Below are 20,082 nucleotides of genomic sequence, written 5' to 3'. Positions count from 1 at the left end.
TTAGATTTTCCCACATATAATCGTCACTCACTTCCTTGATCCTTGACCCGATCAGTAGCACCTGTTGTTCGAATAATAGCATCTGCTTTTACTTTTACCGTGCTATTCGCAAAAATATTATCCCCTTCGTCCCAGTTTTCCTTTACTTCATTCCATATCTCATAATGTTTTCGCTTTAAAATTTCACTAAAACCAAAAAAATCTAATTTTAGATCCTCCTGTGCTTTTTTAATGGTATTGTTTACTACCTGTTCAATTCTTTCGCTTACTTTTCGTTCTATTTTTGAAAGATACGCTTTATCTAAAAGGCTTTTCTGCCCAAACATCTCACCAATATTACCTTCTGCATCAATTGTTATTTCTATATTAATATCATCTGGATCGTTTGCATTGATTTCTATATTACTTTTTACCCTCTTCAACTCATAAACCATTAATTTATTATCCACTTCAATTTTGAAATATCCACCCTCTATTTTATTTTTTATTAGATTCAATCCTGCTGCTTCCTCAAGACTTATTGTTCCAACCATTCTATTACTTTCCCCATGAAAAACGGCTCCCCCGTTGAAAACTATTTTATCATCAGAAGAAAAGACCCTTGGGATAACATAACTTTGTGATTCCAATAAATGCTCATGTATCTCTCCAATTCTGGCAGGATCAACTAACCCTGCTAATTTAGTAGTGTTTTCCATAACATTCGTAATATACATGACAGGAAGATTTTCAGTTTTGGGGTCTATCTCAAGTATCTTTTGAGCCTTCTCCTCGGAAATAACTACCCTCATTTCTCTCCGCATTTCCTGATCACGAATAAATATATCCATTATGCCTGCAAATAAATCAGGTTGGCGTGCCACTTCCTCAGAAACAACAATTAATTTTAGATGCTCAAAATAAGGTGCACGACCTACTGCCGTAGACATCAAACGGATGATTTCAAACAAACTTTCACCGGTTTCTGATAAATTGGTGAATGCTTTTTTTTCACTTCCAGCTCCAGTGGGCAAGCCTATTCCTGCTGGCACAACGAATTGATTGGTCATTTCAAAAGTAGGATTGTCATTTGCTTGCTGATCTTCAACTAAGTCAATAGCGGTACCAATCACAAATCCACGCTCTTCTATATCGTTTTCATCCCAGCACCCTGAAAGCAAAAGCATCATCCAACATAAATGGATAAGTAATCGTTTATTCATCCCGCTTCACTCCCCTGACTTTAGCGATAACAAACAACAGAGCAAAAACAAGTACACTATAAAATAACATGGATATGCTCATCGCCGCTCCAAATGAATTCACTTCAACTATCTCTTGAGGTAACATACTGATGATATATACAATTGGCACTAAAATAAAAAGTATCTTTGCCTTCAGCATCTTGCTAAAGATAGAGTTAATAGCTAGAACTGCTACATCTAAAGCCATCGATGCCGTATTAAAAATAGCCATAATCCAAATGACAAAAAAAATGGATTCAAATCGTTCAAAAAAACCACCCGGAATATCGACCACTTTCGCCAATTCTACCGTTGGGTAAAGCAAATTTGCTGTTACTTCACGACCAAACACCCCAATGCACAGGAGATACAGCATGATATATAATACAACTGGTATACACATGCCAATTGCAGCCATTTTCGGTGCCTTCTTTGGTTTATCTACTAATGCTATGTAGAACCATAGAATACTAAAGCCAAGGTATGAAGTAACACTTGTATTTAATCCCTTTACATAATCATTAAAGCCCGTCTTGAATACTGGAAATAATTTCTCATAATCAAACCAACCTAAATTAAATACAAAAACGGAAAGCGCTATAAAGAGAATAATCGGCAGAAACATCACATTTAAACGAAACAAACCTGCTCTCGATCCCGAAACCGCATACATCACAACAAGTAGAAATGCGAGTGAGATGATTTCTAGTGGCGTACGATCAAATAAATATTGCTTGGATATATCTGCAATTTGCCGAACTTGAAATGCAGTTATCAATAAGAATAGAATGGCAAATAGAAACGTTAGAACGATTGCTACAGGTCTAGTTGTTATACTGGATGCATAGGTAAGAAATGTTTGATTAACAAAACCCGATGCAAATTTAGCTACTAGCCATGTCATAAGTATTGCAATGAAACCACCGATTATTAAAGGTATCCATCCATCAGAAGCTACTGTAGCGGAAGCCAGATCTTTGGGCAGAGAAAGAATTCCTACACCAATTACCATGGATGGTACAGCAATCATAATCTCCTTCTCACCGATTTTTTCATCTGCATATTTAAAACTTTTCACTGTCAGGAGTCTCCTTTATTCAATGACTTTTTATCCAATGGCTGCATATAAGTTGGACGTCTCTTTATTGTAGTAATTGGTGCACGTAGTATAAGATCCTTCCAGTCACTTAAGAAGTTTGGTGCAAAAGGAGTAGTGTACGGAACTCCAAAACTTTTCAAATTCACAAGATGGACATTGAGCATAATATAACTGAGAATAATTCCATAAAGTCCAAATGTTGCAGCAGCAAGCATCATACCAAATAAAAGAATTCGAAACGAAATAGCAACACTATAGGATGGTAGTGAAAATGATGCAATAGCATTAAGTGCAACAACAATTACCATGGCAGGACTTACTAATCCAGCAGATACCGCAGCTTCTCCTATTACCAGACCACCAACAATACCAATTGTTTGTCCAATTGGTGTTGGTAATCTTGTTCCAGCTTCACGCAAAAGCTCCATTGTTAACGCCATTAGCAATGCTTCAACATATGCAGGAAAAGGAACCCCCTCTCTTGAAGCAGCAATAGAAAAGGCCAAATCTGATGGGATCATTCCCGGATGAAAAGAAACGAGTGCAATATATAATGCGGGCAAAAACATGGCAATAAAAGCAGCAAGATAACGTAAAGCTCGAAGCAAGGTTCCAATTGTCCAGCGTTCATAATAATCCTCAGGCGATTGCAAGGTATTTCCCAAGGTTGCTGGTGCTATTAATACAAATGGAGTACCATCCAATAAGATTGCAACTTTTCCCTCTAACAGTGCTGCAGCTACTTTATCTGGTCTTTCTGTATTTAAGACTTGTGGAAATGGAGATAAAAAACTGTCTTCAATCCATTCTTCAATATAGCCTGATTCTGGTGCATCATCCATATCAATCGTTTCCAGCCTTCGATTAACCTCTTTTACAATATCTGGATTTACAATTCCGTCTATATACGATAGAACAAGATCTTTTTTCGAGCGTCTTCCTACCTGATATGTCTTAAAACGCAAATTAGGATCTCGAATATACCGACGAATCATAACCATATTTGTACGTATATTTTCAATAAACCCTTCTCTTGATCCTCGAATAACCGTTTCTGTAATCGGTTCTTCAATTGAGCGGGTCTTCCAGCCTTTCGTATCCATTATAATTACTTTATCAATGCCATCTAGATAGAAAATTGTGCTCCCACTGAGAATTGCATTTGAAATATCGTCTAGTGTAGACCCTTTTTTAATACTGGTGACTGAGAGTATTTCCTGATAAATTTCCTCAAACAGCTCAGATTCTGCTTTAGGCAACGAATCTCTGCCTGTAATTAGCTGCACATTTTTCATTATATTGTTATGTACTAAATTACTATCGACCATTCCGTCAATATAAGCAATTGCACACTTATGTTTAGATCCTTTGATTGTAAACTCTCGAATAACAAGGTCGTTTGGTTTATCCAGTATTTCCTTTAAATTATCCAGATTATTCTCTATTTTTTTTGCAATCTTTTTCACAGAAAAGTTTTCTTCTTTATTCTTCCTTTCCTGTTTCTCTTTTTTTCTAAAAAAATACCGACTTACCATTTAATCCCCTCAAGTCATTTAAATAGTCACTCCTTTTCTTTTTCCCAAATCAGTATTTTTCTATACATCTGGGGATACCAGGCAATAGGATTAGATCCTGCTGAAATAGGGAAAAGACACTATACAGCATAAAAAAAGGAGTGTTTTTGTGAAAGCAATTATCTTAAATTGTTCTCTAAAATCATCTGATGAAGTTTCCAATACAAACGCTTTGTTACAAGAATTCATCGATGTCTTCAATCAAAAGAAAGTAGTTACAGAGACCATTCGGGTGGCTGATTACAACATAGCGTTCGGTGTTGAAGGAGATATGGGGAATGGTGATGAGTGGCCAGTAATAGCAGATAAGATAAAAGAGGCAGATATTCTGCTCGTTGGCACACCTTTATGGATTGGTGAAAAGAGCAGTGTGGCTAAAATGGTCATGGAACGAATTAGTGGATCGGGTTCAGAAACGAACGATAAAGGCCAACCGATCTACTACAATAAAGTAGCCGGAGCCGTGGTAACCGGAAATGAGGATGGTGCCAAACATGCAGCTAGAGATATTCTCTTTAGCTTAGGGCACTTTGGTTTCTCCTTACCACCTAACCCTCTATCTTATTGGGTCGGTGAGGCAGGTCCAGGAGCTTCCTATATTGAGGCAGAGGGACAAAACAATGAATTCACCCAAAAAAATGCACAAATTGCCAGCCATAACCTTGTACACCTAGCAAGGATTCTAGCGGATAATCCGATTCCTGCAGAGGGCAATGTCAGTGAATAAAGGAAGGCAATAAATTCATGAACAAAAGCGCAAGCGCCCGGTTAGCGACGTACGGACTGGACTGATCCGGAGGAGATAAAGGAAACACGGCGACCGCAGGGAGCCGATGTTGACTTATCGTACGGAGGTGAGGGAAGTCTCGCTAGTCGCTGGGCGCTGGAGCTGGACGTAGCCGTTTAGGTAACTAAGTTATCCACAGCATTCAAATTTTATAGTTTCCTGGTGTATGAAATAATGTATTCAAACACAAAAAGTCCCATTGACTATGCTACGATTGAAATACTTAACCAAGTTTACTCAATCACCCACCCGACAAGGAGGACATAGTCAATGAGACAATTTAATGGTAAACAAGGATTAAGGAGAAGTCAATTCGCAAAAGAAATTCGTGGTAGTAATTTAGAAAAAGTTTTGATTGTTCCTATCGATGTTTCAAAAGTTCTTCAGAAAGCAATGATTTTAAATTATTTTGGTGAATCAATAGAGTCCGCATTCTCTTTTATGGTCAGCCAAACAGGTATGAAAGTTCTTATTGATAATATTGAGAAAGCTAAGAGTTCTCTTCAAACAGATAAGGTATTCATCGGTATTGAAGCAACTGGCCATTACTATGAAGATATTGTACGTATTCTGATGGATCAAGGGTATTCTGTTCACATTATTAACCCAGCCTCAACCCATGAAGAAAGAAAGCAACATCTAACGTACACAAAAACAGATGATATTGACTTGTATTTAATTGCCGAAGCTTTAATTGGTAATAAAGCTACAAATTCCAAATTAAATACAGGTATTTACAAGGAACTTCAGCTAATCACAAGGGCAAGGAGAAGCGAAATAGAAAAACGTTCTCGTATTAAAGTCGAGATTCGCAGCTACCATGATCAGATTTGGAGAGAATTTCAGGGTTACAGCACACTAGTTGACGGCAAGCTGAAAACAAAAAAGATTTTTAGTGATTTTTGGGGCAAAGGAAGTGTTCATATCCTAACACATTACCCCCATGCTTCTCAGATACTAGATCTAGGAGAAATTGGTTTACGCCAATTGTCTAAAAAACATAATTTAAAGATTAGAAAGGCAACAATTGAAGCATTATTATTAGCCGCAAAAGAAAGTGTGTCAAAACCATTAGACGAACTCTCAACCGAAGTATTTCTCTTAAGACAAAAATTAAAAGATTATCAATATCACACAAGAAACATCGAAAGTTATGAAAAAGAAATAGAACGATTATTTATTCAAACCAATGGAATATTACTTCTAACTATTCCAGGGATTGGCCTAGTTACAGCTGCCGAACTCTTTTGTGAGATGGGTGACCTCTCTTACTTCACTAGTGCTAGCCAACTTATTAAAAAGGCAGGAACGAATCCTGTTATCAAACAATCTGGACCCGGAAAGGGATACGCAGGCCGCATTTCTAAGCAGGGGAATGCAAATCTAAGAAGAGCTGTTTACAATGTCGGAAAAAGTCTAACGGTTCATAATGAGGTTCTAAAGCCCTTCGCAACCAGGTTAAAAGAGAAAGGCAAAAAAGCTGGAGCCATATACATCGCCATGGGTAATAAGCTCTTAAAAATTGCGTTTCCAATGCTTACTAAAGGTGAACCTTTTAAATGGGACAACCCAGAATATAATTACAAACAAGAGGTATTTAAGAAGCTGACAATGCCGTTAGCATCATAAACAGAACAACATAAATAGGCTTCACTTTCTTGGTTCGAGTGGAGATCGGATCTAGTTTCCTGAGGCACTTTTGACCTCGATGCATAGCCTTATCCCGCTCGACCTGTAAATGCGAATTAGTACGTTATTTATCTATTTTGTACTCAATGCCAGATTGCATCAATGCAGATTGAAAAATCGAGTGATAACCCATTTCAGAATCAAGAAAATGAAGCCTGTTTCATAATAAACTTGGTTAAATGCTACTTGTAAAAAATTCAAATTACGGTAGGTGTATTAGAGTAACCCTAAAACTCGAAAAAAGTATTTGACATTGTACGCTATGCATGAATAAAGGCATTCGCCAGAAGAATTGGCGAATGCCTTCATATCCATTGGAGGTTATTTTTTCCTTACAACTATATTTTTACTCCCAGAATATAGTCCGCTTGCAGAAAGCCCCAATATCAGTCCGATTATTATACCGCTTTTCAAATCGCCAGGGCTCACATAAAAGATACCTCCAGCTAAACCGAATAGGACAGACGCAATAGGAAGCCACCTCTTAGGCAGACCAGCAGTTTTTAAAATCTCTACTAGACCTACAATAAGAGCGATCAAAGCAACATCATAGACTTCAAACATTGGTAACACCTCCTCACCATAGCTTATGAATGCCTTGTCCTCCCAGTAACGGCAGGATAGCCATTTTTTTATGATGAGGTATATGTTCTACGTTTCCTATAACATTAAGATAAACAAAGCCCTACCAAAGCAGTTAGGGCAGCAATTTCATGTTAAGAATACGGCTTAATAATAAATGCATTTTGTGTCACTTCTGCATACATACAAAGCTCTGTGTCTGTATCAATTTCCAATATTCTTCTAAATTCGGCTGGTATATTAACCATCCCTCTTGAAGATATAAAGCGCTGGTTCTCGTAATTTTCATTCGTTCCATGAAATATCCATATTTCGTTTCTTAGCATTCGTATTTCTACGCGCTCCCCATCCTGAAATCCTAATGCAGCACGCCATTTTTTTGGTAGATTTACCATTCCTAATTTATTAATAGACTTATAATTCACAAGGAAATACATGCCACTCTCCTCCTACATGTGTATTCCTTTTCAGATTCATAGAATAGAATTAAATTTTTTATTAAACTAAGCTTAAGGTAAATTTTTCAAGTTCTATTGCTTAAACAAGTTGGGTTATCGATTATGAAAAACTTCAGCCATGTAATAGTACCATCTTAACAAATTACTTCTTCTTATTAAACCTGTATGAAGAATACTCACCTTCGCATACTAAACTTAAGATTATGTTGGGGGAAGTGACAAATTTGTATCAAGCTATTTTAAAAAGCACAAAGCATCGGGAGTTCCCGCTCCCTAATCGATCTTGGATTTTGACACAGCGGTGGCATCATTTGCTTTTCATTCACCTGCCATTCCCTAAAGACGCAATCAAAGCCCACCTTCCAGAAGGATTGGAATTAGATACGTACGACGGAATGGCATGGATTAGTATTATTCCATTCAAGGTAACTGGAATGCGTCTGCGCAATATGCCAGCCATTCCTTATTTAAGCGCGTATTTAGAATTAAATGTTCGAACATATGTAAAGCGAGAAGGAACATCAGGTGTTTACTTTTTTAGCTTGGATGCTGATAAACTGCTTCCGGTTCTTGGTGCCAGAATGATTACGTTACCGTATTTTCACGCAAATATGAAAATGAAAAAACAGAAAGATCTTTTTTATTTTGAATCCAATCGAAAAAGTCATTCTGAATATAGTTTTAATGGAAGTTACCAGCCTATTTCCAAGCCCTATTATCCGGAAAAACACAGTCTTAGTAACTGGCTGCTCGAACGCTATGCCTTATGGACATACAAATACGGGGTGCTTTTCAGAGGTGATATTCATCATACACCATTGGAAGTTCATGACGCAGAAGTCATAATTGAAAAGAATACTATGTTACCCTTCCCTTTTGATGATAATGGTGAAATACAACTATTTCATTACGCTTCATGCAAGCGTGTTTTGATTTGGCCAATTCGGAGGGTTGAATAGCTTTTCTGTCCCCCAGACATCACCCTATTTACGATATCGCTATTTTTCAGCTGGTTAAAGTTTGAAGAGCATCGTACCTCCCCACCCTCAAACTCCTTCAGCTAAATCCATGGATTTTTTGGAAACGAACTATATATTGCAGCCGCTTATTTACACTAATTTATACCTCTCCCTCCATCTATCTTCAATTAACAGAACTTCTTCATATAACGCATGCATAACGAAAGATTTTCTTTACACAATATATGATAAGTACACCATTCCGCGGAGGTATCATGAAAAATCCTATTAGCATTTCCCAGTTCTTTTTTATTTTCCTAATCAGTACTGGTCTGAGCAATCATGTACTAGTCATCCCTTTACTAATCGATGCTGCTGGACGTGATGCTTGGATCAGTGTTTTCGTTGGATATTTTATTAGTATCCCAATCCTTCTTTTAATGGTATATGTTACAAAACACTTCAAAAGCATATCCATTTTTGAATGGCTTGAAACAAATTATAATAAAGCATTTCGTCGTATAATTGCCGTTCTCATTAGTATTTTCCTATTTATAACTGGGTTTATTACATTAAAAGAAACCGTTACCTGGACGCATGAGACCTATTTGCAAGATACTCCTATGCTTGTCGTGGGGATTTCCATTCTTGCAACCTCACTATATATTTCTTATGGAAAATTAAATGTTATTGCCATATGTGCTGGTGTCCTACTTCCGTTTGTCGTTTTATTTGGTTTGCTTGTCACGATTGGTACGATACCAAATAAAAATTACTCACTCATTACACCTGTACTTGTTGAAAATGGCTGGGTCGATATCATAAACGGCTCTATATTTGTTTTTGGTTCATTACTAGAAATATTTCTGCTAATTATGATCCAGCATGAAATCGCAAGAAGAGTAACATTCAAGCACATTTTACTGCTTTCCTTTTTTCTGTTCATTTTAACATTAGGACCACTAATAGGAAGTATTGCTGTTTTTGGAGCGGATGAGGCTGGAAGACTTCGCTATCCAGCATTTCTGCAATGGCGAATCCTTAATATTGGTCAGTACTTTAATCATGTCGACTTTTTATCTATTTATCAATGGCTGTCTGGATCATTTATTCGTTTAGCTCTTATTTTGTATTTAATCACACGAGCTTTCCCATTCAAAAAAAAGAAACAGCGAATTATCGCTCAAGCTATCATTTGTATCCTTTATTTAATGCTAGTTTTAGCTCCTATATCAGATGAACATTTTTCCTTATTTTTAAAAGACTATTTTTATCCAGGAACTGGCGCTTTTGCCGTAGTCATGATTCTATTTTTAACACTGCTTATCAAAACTTCAAAGAATGGAATGGAAACAGATGAAAAATAATAATGCAGCATTAAAAGAAACATATTTTAAACATCTATTTCAACACTCTTCTGATATAAAAGTTCAAAGATATCCGTTAACACGTGAAAAAAAAGATAAAGAAATTGTCATTACCTATTGCGAAGGCCTAATTAATAGTGATTTATTAGTAGAAAGCATCCTTCCGGAAATTCGAAAATGCCACCATACTAATGACCTTAATGAATTAAGTGATTCAATTTCAATCCCTTGGAATCCGGACAACCCTTCTTTTAAGAACTCTATAAAAGATATGATTTTTAATGGGTACACAGCCATTGTAATAGCAAAAACAGTATACTTTTTTAATACATCTAGTCCTCCAAAAAGGTCTCCTGAGGAATCGACTACGGAAGTCTCCGTGAAGGGACCTCGCGATGCTTTTATCGAGGATATTAGCTCCAATATCGCATTAGTTCGTAAACGGCTGAAAACAGATTCCTTCGTTACAAAGTCATTTACAATTGGAAAACGCAGTAATACAAAGGTTAGTCTCGTTTATATGACGGATATCCAAAGTAAAGAGATAATTAATGAGGTAACTGCACGATTAAATAACATTGATTTAGACGCTTTAAACAGTGACAATCAATTAGCAGAGCTATTAACAGATTCCCGTTACTCCATATTTCCATTACTAAAAAGTGTTTCTCGTCCTGATGGCGTTGTCAGTGGCTTAGTACGTGGACGATTTGCAATATTTATCGATAATGTCCCTAACGTCATTGTGGGACCTGCTAATTTAGGGTATCTATTAAAGTCGTCAGAGGATACACATATGCCATTTTATTATGCTTCATTTGAAATTCTTCTTCGGGTGATCGGATTGGGAATATCTATTTTCCTCCCAGCATTTTGGGTTGCCTTATCTGCATATAATGTAGATCAAATCCCTTTTTCACTACTTGCAACAATTGGAGCTTCACGCTTAGGAATCCCGTTTAACACAACTGTTGAATTATTATTAATGATTGGTCTTTTTGAGCTCTTTCGTGAAGCTGGTGTCCGATTGCCTAAGGCTGTCGGACAGACTGTTGCTGTAGTAGGTGGATTAATTGTGGGTGATGCTGCTATTCGAGCTGGTTTGACATCTCCTACGATGCTAGTGATTTCTTCCATTACCGCCGTTGCAACGTTTACCTTAGGTAATCAATCATTATTTGGAACGGTAACGATTTTACGAATCTTTTCTATCCTTTGTGCGAGCGTGCTGGGGATGTATGGATTTTTCCTTAGTCTATTTTTAATCGTAGGCTATTTAGCAAAGCTTGAGTCATTTGGAATTCCATATTTAAGTCCTGTCTCTCCATTTGTTAAAGGAGATTTTGCTAAATCACTTTTAAAGATTCCTGTTGTACAGCAAGATGAACGTGCTAAAATTCTCAAAACAGAGGACGATGATAGGCAGGAGGACAAATAAATTGAAGGTATGTCATGCTTTATCGTTAGGGATTATACTATTACTCCTATTAAGCGGGTGCTGGGATGAAAAGGAAATTGGGGAAGTTAATTTCGCTACCGCTATTGGAATCGATTTTGTTGATGAAAACTATGTACTTTATGTGCAAATGATGGACTTTTCCAATGTAGCCAAACAAGAGGGAGCGAAACAATCTGCAGATGCACCATTGTTTGTCGGACAAAGTTCAGGAAAAACCTTTAATGAAGCAATGAATAATTTATATAAAACTGCTCAAGCACCCATTAATTGGGGGCAGGTTGGATCTATTATTTATTCAGAATCAGTCTTAGAACAAGGCATCAAAAAGGTTGATCAAGCAATCCGAAGAAATGGAGAGTTTCGATACACACCTTGGGTATACGGAACAAAGGAATCCATTGAGAAAATATTTGGCGTTTCTGGATTCTTCCATTTACCACCAATCTACACAATTTTATTTCAGCCCGAGCAAATTTATAACGTATATTCCTATATTAAGCCTTTGCGGATGCATCGGTTTATTTCAACATATAATGAGCCCGGTGGCACCGCTCTGCTCCCTTCTATATCGATTGATACACATGCTTGGCAGGAGATAGCTGCAAAAGAAGATCAAAAAGAAACATTAAGAATAAATGGGAGCTTCCCTATAGACCAAGGTAAACTTACGGAATGGATGTCCTATGAAGAACTAATAGGTCTAAGATGGATGGATGCTAAAGTCAAAAATACACCGGTTGATATTATCGTGGATGGTGAGCACATAGGAGTAGTGCAAATTACAAGTCCAAAGGCAACCATAAAACAAGTAAATGATGGGGAAGAGGCAATGTTTCAATTCCAGTTAAAAATGAGAGGACATGTTGCAGATCTCGAGGAAAAGATGTCTTCAGAACAAATAGAAAAAATAATCTCGCAACAAGTTAAAGATGATATTATGCAGACATTTCAAGCTAGTGTAGATAAGGATATTGATGTATATAATTTAAAGCATTGGTTATTTCGTAACGGGATGACTCTTGAAGAAGTCAACAATTATCAACTTTCAATGGATAGTCTTAATGAGATTTCGGTTACAGTTCATGTGGAAAGTAAGGGCGTATATGATTGAAAAGTTTGATACTAACGAAATTCAAAAGAAGCAAGAGAATGTCCCTTGCTTCTAATTTTAGATAAACTTATGCCCACAGTTCGGACAGAAGTTTGTTCCAGTTGTTTTTTGTCCGCAATTCGGACAGAAATTAGGTATTTGCTTATTGCTGGAGTCTTGTTGATTAGATGAATTTGATTGGTTATTCTGATTGAAATTGTTGCTTTGATTTGGCTGTTGCTGCTGCCCGGACTGCTGCCCTGTATTCTGATTCATGTTTTGCATCATTTGATTTGCCATATTCATTCCCATCATCATCCCAGCCATATCAGAGGCTGTACCAGATCCAGAAACCTTACCAGAAGCCATTCCATCTGTCATTTTTATTTGCTGATACTTCGCTACATCGCCAACCATTCCATGAGAGGCGCTTTTCGTAACCATGTCCTGCACTTCTTTCGGATAATTAAAGCTCATAATATTGAATCCGGTAATTCTCATGCCGTTATCCATAATCTGCATGTCAAGGTCTTCTTTGATTCCTTGTGAAATCTCAAATGCATTCGCCTGCAGGTTGAAGATATCCTTTCCTTCTCGTGTTATCCATTTCATCAGAAGCTGATCAAGGATTGCCGTAATTCTTATTTTTATATCTTCAACCAGATAGCTTTGCTTCACACCAGCAATCTTATCAATCAAAGCCATATAATCATTTACTTTAAAGTTGAACGTCCCATTTGCTCGAATCGGGATGCCTCCTGGAAGTGTGGGGGTAGGGATATTAATTGCATTTTTCGTTCCCCATTTAACGGTGAACTCTTTCGTATTGACGAATAGTACTTCCACACGCATGCCACTATTAAAACCAAATTTAAACCCTTTTAACGTTGATAGAAAAGGAATAATTTGGGATTCAATATCATAATCTCCATCATCTTCAAAAATTCCTTCAATTCGACCACTATTTAAAAAGATAGCATCCTGACCAGGGCGAATAATAAGCTTACTGCCCTTTTTTATTTCACGATTGCTCCATTTCCAAAAAATCATATCATCTCTAAATTCTTCCCATTCCACTACATCTGAGAGCTGACTTCTAAAAAAAGACATTTGATCATTCCTTTCTCTAAACTTACTCTATAAAACTTAATTAAAAACTGCGGCCACCGCCACTAAATGAACTACCTCCTCCGGTAATTCCTCCGCCACCACCTCTTCCACCTCTACTTTTATTATTATTGGAAGGCTTTCGACGTTTCGTAACGGTTTTATTAACAAACATATCCCTTTTGCTGTTTACTCTTGTATTGTTCTCGTTAAAATACGTGCGGGAGGTAACTGTGACGCGCCCTCCTGAATTATAAACCATGGTACCAACTATAATACCACCAACAGCTAGAGCAACCACGAGTTGAAACCACGTTTTTAACAGTACACTTTCTGGATTTACTCCAGGTCTATACTCCATATAATCATTAGACGTACTTATTGCTTGTTGGAATGCCTGATAAAAATTCTTATCCGAGAGATGGGGAGTAATCTTATCAAGTACTAGCTCGATTCTTTCATTATCTAAGTACTCCTCCCCCCTCTCGAATCCTGCCAGAAAAACCTCTCTCTTGGTTGGATCCACGCTTACAGTTAACAAAATCGTATTCCCTTTAGGTTGGTCATAGCCGAAAGCATGTTCATCATAAAAATCACCCATATACGTTTTGATACTTTTTCCACTTGTATCATTCGTAGTATGAATAATAAATTCGGTTTCTTGTTTTTCACCAAATTCTTTTATGCTACCTTCCAATTCCATGACTTGTTCTTCTGATAAAAGTTCAGCTGAATCATAAATATATTGTTTTGAACTTGCTTCCACTACTTGTAATGAAAATGATGTGAAAATAAATAAACTCGTAAATAAAATTGATAATGTAAGAAAGCGTCTGCTCACCAAAGAACACCTCCAACAGCATAGGAGATAATTTTCAAGGTGACGAATGCAGCTGCAGCAATTCCACCAAACCAGCTAGCTACTTTTCCTAGACTAATTGGTGGTTTCCCAACTATCTTTCCTGTCTGACCGTTCATCGCAAAGGTATGTTCTTGCTTATCAAAATCATAATAAACCATCCAAACAGGTAAAAGAACATAATGTGCTTTTGTTTTTTTCGTACGGATATTTTTACTTTTATAATTTACCGAAGAATATCCACTGATGGTTGAACGAATATAGGAGTCTATGTAGGGCTGCACTTTTGTTTTTACCCGAGAAAACAATTCTTCATCACTAAAATTATATTTTTCTGCAATGTACCCAGCAAGATATGGGGTCTTGAAATCTTTAAACTTTTGATAATCATATGGTTCTAATTTATCCATTAACGTATCATCCAGCTTTTCAGACGCGTCTACAGGTACTTTTACATAGCTTAAATCAATATCACGGTACACATCATAAAATTTCTTCTCCGTATAGATGTAATTTCCCCGCGTATACGTCCTCACCCTTGTTCCGACAGCTTTTACATCTGCTTTACTATCTAAATCATACAACCAAAATGGGACATATAGTCCGGTAATTCCCTTAACTCGATCCGCCGTCATAAATCCTTTAGGCGTCAGACGACCGTTGCGACACCATTTACGGAATGCAGCCATTGCTTCTTCCTTACTGATTGTAAAGGGAATAACCTTTGCTGGGGCCAAATCACCTGAAAGTCGATCTCCAAGAACGACACCCGCTCCACAGAAACTGCAATTGGTTGCTGTAGTGTCTGCTTCTGTAATGATAACTGCTCCACAGTTATTACAATTATACTGCTTCGCTTCATCTTCAGAAAATGTTGTGGTGATAAATTCCTCAGAGAAGTCTTCAATATTATCTTTTCTTCCACAGCTACCACAGGATAACATTCCCGATACAGCATCAAACTCCATATCAGATCCGCAGTTCGGACATTTATAATGAATAACCAATGTTATCCCCTCCTTCCGATGTATAGGCAGGCTACAGTTTATACTGTAGCCTGCAATTTATTGTTCTTCAGTTTTTACTTGTTCCTTTTTGTTTTGAAGCTGTTCTTCACTTTGTACTGGTTCTTGACCATGTAATTGTGCTTTCAACTCTTCCAGTTCATCATCAACATTTAGCTGTGCCTTTAATGCAGAAAGTTCATTCTCAACTTGAGCATTCGAATCATATTTAGCAGTTAGATCATTGATATCTTCACCAGTTCCTTTGTTCAGCTCTGCCATCGCATTTGCTTCATCAAGTGACTGATTGATTTTTGCCTCCATTCGATCAAAGGCTGACATCGAGCGATTTGCTCCGCCCATTGAAGTAGCAAATTCATTTACTTTCTTCTGTGATCTTGCAACAGCTGCTTTTCCTTTTAAAATATTCTTTCTTGCTTCAAGCTCGCCAATATCTGAAACAAGCTTATCATGCATTTGTCTCATCTGCAGGGCGTTTGCAGAAGCTAGCTCATGGGAGGTTCTCAAATCTGCTTCTTTCGCTGTAAGCTCTGCTTTCTTCCCAAGGAACTTTCTTGCATCATCTTCATTTCCTGCTTCTAATGCTTTAACAGCGTATTTCTGCATATTTACAATATCTGACTGACACTCCTCAAGTTCACGTTGTGCCCGCTTTTCAGCTGCCATAATGGATGCAGTCTCAGATTTTACTTTTCCTAAATCTCGATTCAAATCTCGTAAGTACTGATCAATCATCTTCTCCGGATTTTCGGCCTTATCCAACAATGCATTGATGTTACTTGACATAATGTCCCTGAACCTTCTTAAAATCTCCATTCCACATTCTCCTCCATTTTTTATGTTAATTTTATTATCTAACAATCTTTCAGACTAATAAAGCGATATCTTAAAAATAAACGCTTTATTAATATACGAGTGTCTTGGAGAAAAGTTTCATATTCAGAGAAAATTTTTAGAAAACTCGGCATTCGTTAAAGGGATTCTTACGAAAGCGTTCTTTGCTTTCTTAGAAGCCCTTATACTTTGGAGTGCAAGCTTTTAGGCGAATGCCTTAGTTGCATTTATGCAAATTGGTAAGTTTTATACTTTCTTATTTGCCGAGAAGAATGATTAAGGAGATTTTGATGGAGGTGATTCTGAAGTAAAAAAATTGAGCTAGTTACGAATCTTGACTAGCTCAATATACAATGTAAAAGAGAAAGTTTATTAAAGCTTATTACCGAAACATAGGAAGTGTTGTTATCATGCCTAATAAGAAGATAATCATTAGATAGTTAACCGAATAGAGAAAATTCCAATGTGCCCATTTCAAATCATCTTTCACAAAAAATCCAGCGATAGCAAGCACAATCCAACCGATATTAAGAAGCATTGCAATTACAACAAACACCGTTCCTAAAGTTGTTAAAAAAAGCGGAAGCGGTAATAATGCAGCAATATAAATAAACATCTGTCTTTTTGTCATCGTAAAACCGTAAACAACTGGTAACATAGGAACTCCAGCTGCCCGGTACTCTTCACATTTTTTCATGGCGATTGCAAATGTGTGCGGTATTTGCCAAATGAATAGTAAAAGAAACAGCGTTAGTGGAACGATATGTATTGCATGATCGACTGCTGCCCAGCCAATCAATGGTGTTACCGCCCCTGAAACACTGCCGATGACCGTATTTAAGGTGTATCTGCGTTTGGACCATATCGTATATAAAAATACATACGTAAACCAACCAATAAAGGCATACAACGTTGTTTCCAGATTAATAAAAACGAGCATTAAAAATCCGAATACAGTCGTTACAACCCCAATCGTCAGCACTTGTTTTAATGTAAAGCTTCCCGTAACGGTTGGCCGTTTTTTCGTGCGATCCATAACAGAATCAATATCCACGTCATACCAATTATTTAATATTAATGCTCCTGCCATAACAAGTGTGGAACCGAAGCTTACAAGCACAAAATCCAGCCACTGAAAATCCTGCCCCGTAAAATGTAATGCTAAAATATATCCTGCAAGAACAGGTAAAAAATTAGCAACCAACACACTAAATTTAACCAATAATTTAAGATCCTCTAAAAGAGAATTTTTAACAGGATGCGACTTTACTTTTTCCTTCATCAAATCACCTCTTACCATACTGCTGCTTTTTAGATTTTGCCGTCCATTGAATTTACTGGATACTTGCTTTAAACTGATTACAGTAGAAGACTTATAAGATTGATATCACTATCTATCATATAACAACTAATTTCTTGTGAACAGCGTTAAAAATATCCTAAAGTCAGGTGACTAAAATGACAAACTTTACACACTTTAATGAACATGGACGAGCAAAAATGGTAGATATCTCTGCCAAAGAGGAATCTGCTCGTAAAGCAATCGCACGATCCAGTGTGCAAATGAAACAAGAAGTTTATGAGAATATTACCGAGCAAAAGAATAAAAAAGGAGATGTCCTATCGGTTGCGCAAGTCGCTGGTATCATGGCTGCCAAACAAACCTCAAGCCTCATACCAATGTGCCATCCTATTCCAATCAGTGGAGTGGATTTATCCTTCGAATGGAATGCACTTGAAGACAAGATGTATGAACTTATTATTGATGCGGAAGTAAAAACGGTGGGTGCCACTGGAGTTGAAATGGAAGCACTGACTGCGGCATCCGTAACTGCACTTACAGTTTACGATATGTGTAAAGCAGTTGATAAAGGCATGATTATCGGTCAAACTTATTTGTTGGAAAAAAGCGGCGGGAAAAGCGGTGATTTTAAAAGGGCTGAGTCTTAGAATCGGTATTACTACCGATTCTCCTCCATTAAGGCTTCGTTTTATACATCCGTACGCATACGGTTAATTACGAATAATAAGACAAAGGAAAAACCAATACTTATTAATACATAATACCAAGCAATTGTTGTTGCATCTGTTTCAATTGCCAAATAAATTGCCGTTGGAATCGTCTGTGTTTTCCCTGGGATGTTTCCAGCAAACATTAGCGTCGCACCAAACTCACCCAATCCACGGGTGAACCCAAGAACAACTCCTGTTAATATCGAACGGATACTTAAGGGAATGACTACCTTCACCAGGGCCATCCACTCTGTTGCGCCATCAACTTGTGCCGCGCCAATAATATTCGTGTCAACAGATAGAAAACCTGTTTTAATGGATTGATACATTAAAGGAAACGCAACTGTCATTGCTGCGATTATTGCAGCAGTTGATGTAAATAAAATACTATTTCCAGTTACACTTTCTACCGCTTGTCCAATCCAGCTGTTTTTTCCAAATATAATAATAAGCAGAAATCCAATGACGGTTGGAGGAAGAACTAGCGGCAAAAAAAAGATTGTTTCCAGGACTGCATTTATTTTTCGCTCTTTTCGAACCATCCAATACGCTAAAACAACTGCCAATAAAAAGGTAAAGACCGTTGCAATGGTGGAAACATAAAAAGATAATTGAACTGGATGCCATGACCATTCCATTTGAATTCACCTACTCCATGATTAGAAAGCCGTATTTACGGAAAATATCTTTTGCCTCATTCTCTAACACATACTGATAAAAGGTTTCGCGTGCTTGCATAACCTCAGATTGTTGTTCTTCACTTTTAATAATTGCTGCATAATATTCAATCGTAGCGTGAAGACTCGGGTCAAATCGATCAATTACTGTCACATCATCCCGAGCAATTACATCACTAGCATAGACAATACCAACGTCAACCGCTCCTTGGCTCACTAATGTAACAACTTGACTAACATCTTTTGTAAATACGAGCATTTGTCTGTCTTGCAGTTCTTCCCAAACACCTATATTTTCCAATACCTCTTTTGCGTATGTACCCGCTGGAACTGCATCAGGTGTACCAACTGCTATACTTCCACCTTGCTGCATTAAATCATCTCTAGAATTTAAATCCGTTTGATTCGATTTGATAAGTACAAGCTCATTTTGAAAGATAGCAGTTCCATCTTGGACCATATCCTGCTTCACTAGTTTATCATAATCTGTTTTCGAAGCAGAAAAAAATAAATCAATTGGTGCCCCCTGTTCGATTTGCTTTCTTAGTGCTCCAGATCCTCCAAAATTATAAGAAATCTTAATTGCAGGATGCTCTTTTTCAAAGGCTTCCTTAACTTCCAATAAACTATCGGTCATGCTAGCTGCAGCAGAAACCGTTAATTCTGCAGTCTTTTCAGATTCTGAATCATTGGCACAACCAGCTAAAACTAACAGGAATAATAAAGTCAATATAATCGTCATTTTTTTCATCTGTCTCATCCTAAATCCTTCTTAATTTCCTTCACCATATGTCCGATTTCAGGCAAAATCAAGCGCTCCATTGCTAATGTTACAGCACCTGTTGAACCAGGAATGGAAAAAATCAAGCGATGATTGGCAACCCCACAGGTTGCTCGGGATAAAATACTGGCAGTACCAATATCATATTGATAGCTCAAATAGCGAAAAAACTCTCCAAATCCTGGGAGATGCTTGTCAAATAAAGGTTCAATTGACTCAATCGTGACATCACGATAGGATATACCAGTTCCGCCATTTACAATTACAGCATCAATTCTATTACTATAAATAGCCTTTTCAACTGTCATACGAATTTGCTCCCGCTCATCCGGGATGATTTTATACAAAGCAACTTGATGGTTTGCTTCCTTTAATAGTTCCATAATCTTTTTGCCGCTTTTATCTGTATCCTTTGTTCGTGTATCACTGACTGTAATAACTGCAATCGAAATATTGTGTGCAGCATCTTTTTTATGATTCACTAACATTCCGCTCACTT

General features: G+C 37.3%; 20 protein-coding genes. 7 read left to right on the top strand and 13 right to left on the bottom strand.

The genetic code is table 11. The features are described 5' to 3' along the window. Window positions 1-23: 23 nt before the first annotated feature. Genes MHH64_RS07085 through MHH64_RS07075 form a run of 3 tightly spaced genes read right to left on the bottom strand, consistent with a single transcriptional unit; the run spans window position 24 to window position 3,857 of the window. Window positions 24-1,202: a Ger(x)C family spore germination protein gene (locus tag MHH64_RS07085; protein WP_340002941.1), complete on the bottom strand. Its 1,179-nt coding sequence runs from the start codon at window positions 1,200-1,202 to the stop codon at window positions 24-26. Next, window positions 1,195-2,301: an endospore germination permease gene (locus tag MHH64_RS07080; RefSeq protein WP_340002940.1), complete on the bottom strand. Its 1,107-nt coding sequence runs from the start codon at window positions 2,299-2,301 to the stop codon at window positions 1,195-1,197. The genes MHH64_RS07085 and MHH64_RS07080 overlap by 8 nt, the downstream gene beginning before the upstream one ends. A gap of 2 nt (window positions 2,302-2,303) precedes the next feature. Further along, window positions 2,304-3,857: a spore germination protein gene (locus MHH64_RS07075; RefSeq protein ID WP_251659545.1), complete on the bottom strand. Its 1,554-nt coding sequence runs from the start codon at window positions 3,855-3,857 to the stop codon at window positions 2,304-2,306. Between the two features lie 148 nt (window positions 3,858-4,005). On the opposite strand from MHH64_RS07075, the gene MHH64_RS07070 reads away from it, so the two are divergent. Together MHH64_RS07070 and MHH64_RS07065 are read left to right on the top strand one after the other, a co-directional pair. Further along, complete coding sequence (locus MHH64_RS07070; RefSeq protein ID WP_118889942.1) at window positions 4,006-4,623, top strand: flavodoxin family protein; 618 nt, start codon at window positions 4,006-4,008, stop codon at window positions 4,621-4,623. A 330-nt stretch (window positions 4,624-4,953) separates the two neighbouring features. Next, window positions 4,954-6,312 carry an IS110 family transposase gene (locus tag MHH64_RS07065; RefSeq protein ID WP_095314505.1) on the top strand — a complete coding sequence of 453 codons (1,359 nt, stop codon included), beginning with the start codon at window positions 4,954-4,956 and terminating at the stop codon, window positions 6,310-6,312. Between the two features lie 381 nt (window positions 6,313-6,693). Here the strand turns inward: MHH64_RS07065 and MHH64_RS07060 are convergent, their stop codons facing one another. Together MHH64_RS07060 and MHH64_RS07055 are read right to left on the bottom strand one after the other, a co-directional pair. After that, window positions 6,694-6,936, bottom strand: coding sequence for a hypothetical protein (locus MHH64_RS07060; protein ID WP_095314259.1), 243 nt, complete (start codon window positions 6,934-6,936; stop codon window positions 6,694-6,696). Window positions 6,937-7,088: 152 nt separating this feature from the next. Further along, complete coding sequence (locus MHH64_RS07055) at window positions 7,089-7,391, bottom strand: hypothetical protein (protein ID WP_095314260.1); 303 nt, start codon at window positions 7,389-7,391, stop codon at window positions 7,089-7,091. Window positions 7,392-7,636: 245 nt separating this feature from the next. Between MHH64_RS07055 and MHH64_RS07050 the strand changes: the two genes are divergently transcribed. From MHH64_RS07050 to MHH64_RS07035, 4 genes are all read left to right on the top strand, one after another. Further along, window positions 7,637-8,371 carry a DUF2071 domain-containing protein gene (locus MHH64_RS07050; protein WP_158586276.1) on the top strand — a complete coding sequence of 245 codons (735 nt, stop codon included), beginning with the start codon at window positions 7,637-7,639 and terminating at the stop codon, window positions 8,369-8,371. A 275-nt stretch (window positions 8,372-8,646) separates the two neighbouring features. Further along, window positions 8,647-9,738 carry an endospore germination permease gene (locus MHH64_RS07045; protein WP_340002939.1) on the top strand — a complete coding sequence of 364 codons (1,092 nt, stop codon included), beginning with the start codon at window positions 8,647-8,649 and terminating at the stop codon, window positions 9,736-9,738. Beyond that, the gene (locus tag MHH64_RS07040) at window positions 9,728-11,176 is read left to right on the top strand and encodes a spore germination protein (protein WP_251659542.1); all 1,449 of its coding nucleotides are present in this window, start codon (window positions 9,728-9,730) and stop codon (window positions 11,174-11,176) included. Before MHH64_RS07045 ends, MHH64_RS07040 begins: the two co-directional genes overlap by 11 nt. Before the next feature lies 1 nt (window position 11,177). After that, on the top strand, window positions 11,178-12,308 hold the full coding sequence (locus MHH64_RS07035) for a Ger(x)C family spore germination protein (protein WP_158586279.1): 1,131 nt from the start codon (window positions 11,178-11,180) through the stop codon (window positions 12,306-12,308). Window positions 12,309-12,365: 57 nt separating this feature from the next. Here the strand turns inward: MHH64_RS07035 and MHH64_RS07030 are convergent, their stop codons facing one another. The 5 genes from MHH64_RS07030 to cyoE all read right to left on the bottom strand — a co-directional run bounded on the left by MHH64_RS07030 (window position 12,366) and on the right by cyoE (window position 17,394). Further along, window positions 12,366-13,397 (bottom strand): SPFH domain-containing protein, encoded by a 1,032-nt coding sequence (locus tag MHH64_RS07030; protein WP_095314266.1) that lies wholly within the window; start codon window positions 13,395-13,397, stop codon window positions 12,366-12,368. Window positions 13,398-13,437: 40 nt separating this feature from the next. After that, window positions 13,438-14,235, bottom strand: coding sequence for a TPM domain-containing protein (locus MHH64_RS07025; protein WP_251659541.1), 798 nt, complete (start codon window positions 14,233-14,235; stop codon window positions 13,438-13,440). Further along, entirely contained in the window at window positions 14,232-15,260 is a 1,029-nt protein-coding gene (locus MHH64_RS07020; RefSeq protein WP_095314269.1) for a TFIIB-type zinc ribbon-containing protein, read from the bottom strand. The genes MHH64_RS07025 and MHH64_RS07020 overlap by 4 nt, the downstream gene beginning before the upstream one ends. A 57-nt stretch (window positions 15,261-15,317) precedes the next feature. After that, window positions 15,318-16,094 (bottom strand): PspA/IM30 family protein, encoded by a 777-nt coding sequence (locus MHH64_RS07015; RefSeq protein ID WP_095314271.1) that lies wholly within the window; start codon window positions 16,092-16,094, stop codon window positions 15,318-15,320. Window positions 16,095-16,494: 400 nt separating this feature from the next. Further along, entirely contained in the window at window positions 16,495-17,394 is a 900-nt protein-coding gene (cyoE, locus tag MHH64_RS07010) for a heme o synthase (RefSeq protein ID WP_340002938.1), read from the bottom strand. Between the two features lie 176 nt (window positions 17,395-17,570). Between cyoE and moaC the strand changes: the two genes are divergently transcribed. Next, window positions 17,571-18,062, top strand: coding sequence for a cyclic pyranopterin monophosphate synthase MoaC (gene moaC / locus MHH64_RS07005; RefSeq protein ID WP_118889945.1), 492 nt, complete (start codon window positions 17,571-17,573; stop codon window positions 18,060-18,062). 41 nt (window positions 18,063-18,103) lie between these two features. On the opposite strand, the gene modB is transcribed toward moaC, so the two are convergent. The 3 genes from modB to MHH64_RS06990 are packed head-to-tail and all read right to left on the bottom strand — an operon-like array spanning window position 18,104 to window position 20,071. Next, window positions 18,104-18,763 (bottom strand): molybdate ABC transporter permease subunit, encoded by a 660-nt coding sequence (gene modB, locus MHH64_RS07000; RefSeq protein ID WP_095314274.1) that lies wholly within the window; start codon window positions 18,761-18,763, stop codon window positions 18,104-18,106. A 10-nt stretch (window positions 18,764-18,773) separates the two neighbouring features. Further along, entirely contained in the window at window positions 18,774-19,562 is a 789-nt protein-coding gene (gene modA / locus MHH64_RS06995; protein ID WP_340002937.1) for a molybdate ABC transporter substrate-binding protein, read from the bottom strand. Then, entirely contained in the window at window positions 19,559-20,071 is a 513-nt protein-coding gene (locus tag MHH64_RS06990) for a MogA/MoaB family molybdenum cofactor biosynthesis protein (RefSeq protein ID WP_340002936.1), read from the bottom strand. Before MHH64_RS06990 ends, modA begins: the two co-directional genes overlap by 4 nt. Between the last annotated feature and the right edge of the window lie 11 nt (window positions 20,072-20,082).

The organism is Oceanobacillus sp. FSL K6-0127 (assembly GCF_037983385.1).
GTDB lineage: Bacteria > Bacillota > Bacilli > Bacillales > Amphibacillaceae > Oceanobacillus > Oceanobacillus profundus.
This window is presented reverse-complemented; position numbering and strand designations above follow the sequence as displayed.

Coding starts and splice junctions, on each gene's coding strand:
- MHH64_RS07060 (WP_095314259.1), bottom strand. CDS start 6,936: ATGTTTGAAGTCTATGATGTTGCTTTGATCGCTCTTATTGTAGGTCTA.
- MHH64_RS07045 (WP_340002939.1), top strand. CDS start 8,647: ATGAAAAATCCTATTAGCATTTCCCAGTTCTTTTTTATTTTCCTAATC.
- cyoE (WP_340002938.1), bottom strand. CDS start 17,394: ATGAAGGAAAAAGTAAAGTCGCATCCTGTTAAAAATTCTCTTTTAGAG.
- MHH64_RS07055 (WP_095314260.1), bottom strand. CDS start 7,391: ATGTATTTCCTTGTGAATTATAAGTCTATTAATAAATTAGGAATGGTA.
- MHH64_RS07075 (WP_251659545.1), bottom strand. CDS start 3,857: ATGGTAAGTCGGTATTTTTTTAGAAAAAAAGAGAAACAGGAAAGGAAG.
- MHH64_RS06990 (WP_340002936.1), bottom strand. CDS start 20,071: ATGTTAGTGAATCATAAAAAAGATGCTGCACACAATATTTCGATTGCA.
- modB (WP_095314274.1), bottom strand. CDS start 18,763: ATGGAATGGTCATGGCATCCAGTTCAATTATCTTTTTATGTTTCCACC.
- moaC (WP_118889945.1), top strand. CDS start 17,571: ATGACAAACTTTACACACTTTAATGAACATGGACGAGCAAAAATGGTA.
- MHH64_RS07015 (WP_095314271.1), bottom strand. CDS start 16,094: ATGGAGATTTTAAGAAGGTTCAGGGACATTATGTCAAGTAACATCAAT.
- MHH64_RS07040 (WP_251659542.1), top strand. CDS start 9,728: ATGAAAAATAATAATGCAGCATTAAAAGAAACATATTTTAAACATCTA.
- MHH64_RS07085 (WP_340002941.1), bottom strand. CDS start 1,202: ATGAATAAACGATTACTTATCCATTTATGTTGGATGATGCTTTTGCTT.
- MHH64_RS07065 (WP_095314505.1), top strand. CDS start 4,954: ATGAGACAATTTAATGGTAAACAAGGATTAAGGAGAAGTCAATTCGCA.
- MHH64_RS07030 (WP_095314266.1), bottom strand. CDS start 13,397: ATGTCTTTTTTTAGAAGTCAGCTCTCAGATGTAGTGGAATGGGAAGAA.
- modA (WP_340002937.1), bottom strand. CDS start 19,562: ATGAGACAGATGAAAAAAATGACGATTATATTGACTTTATTATTCCTG.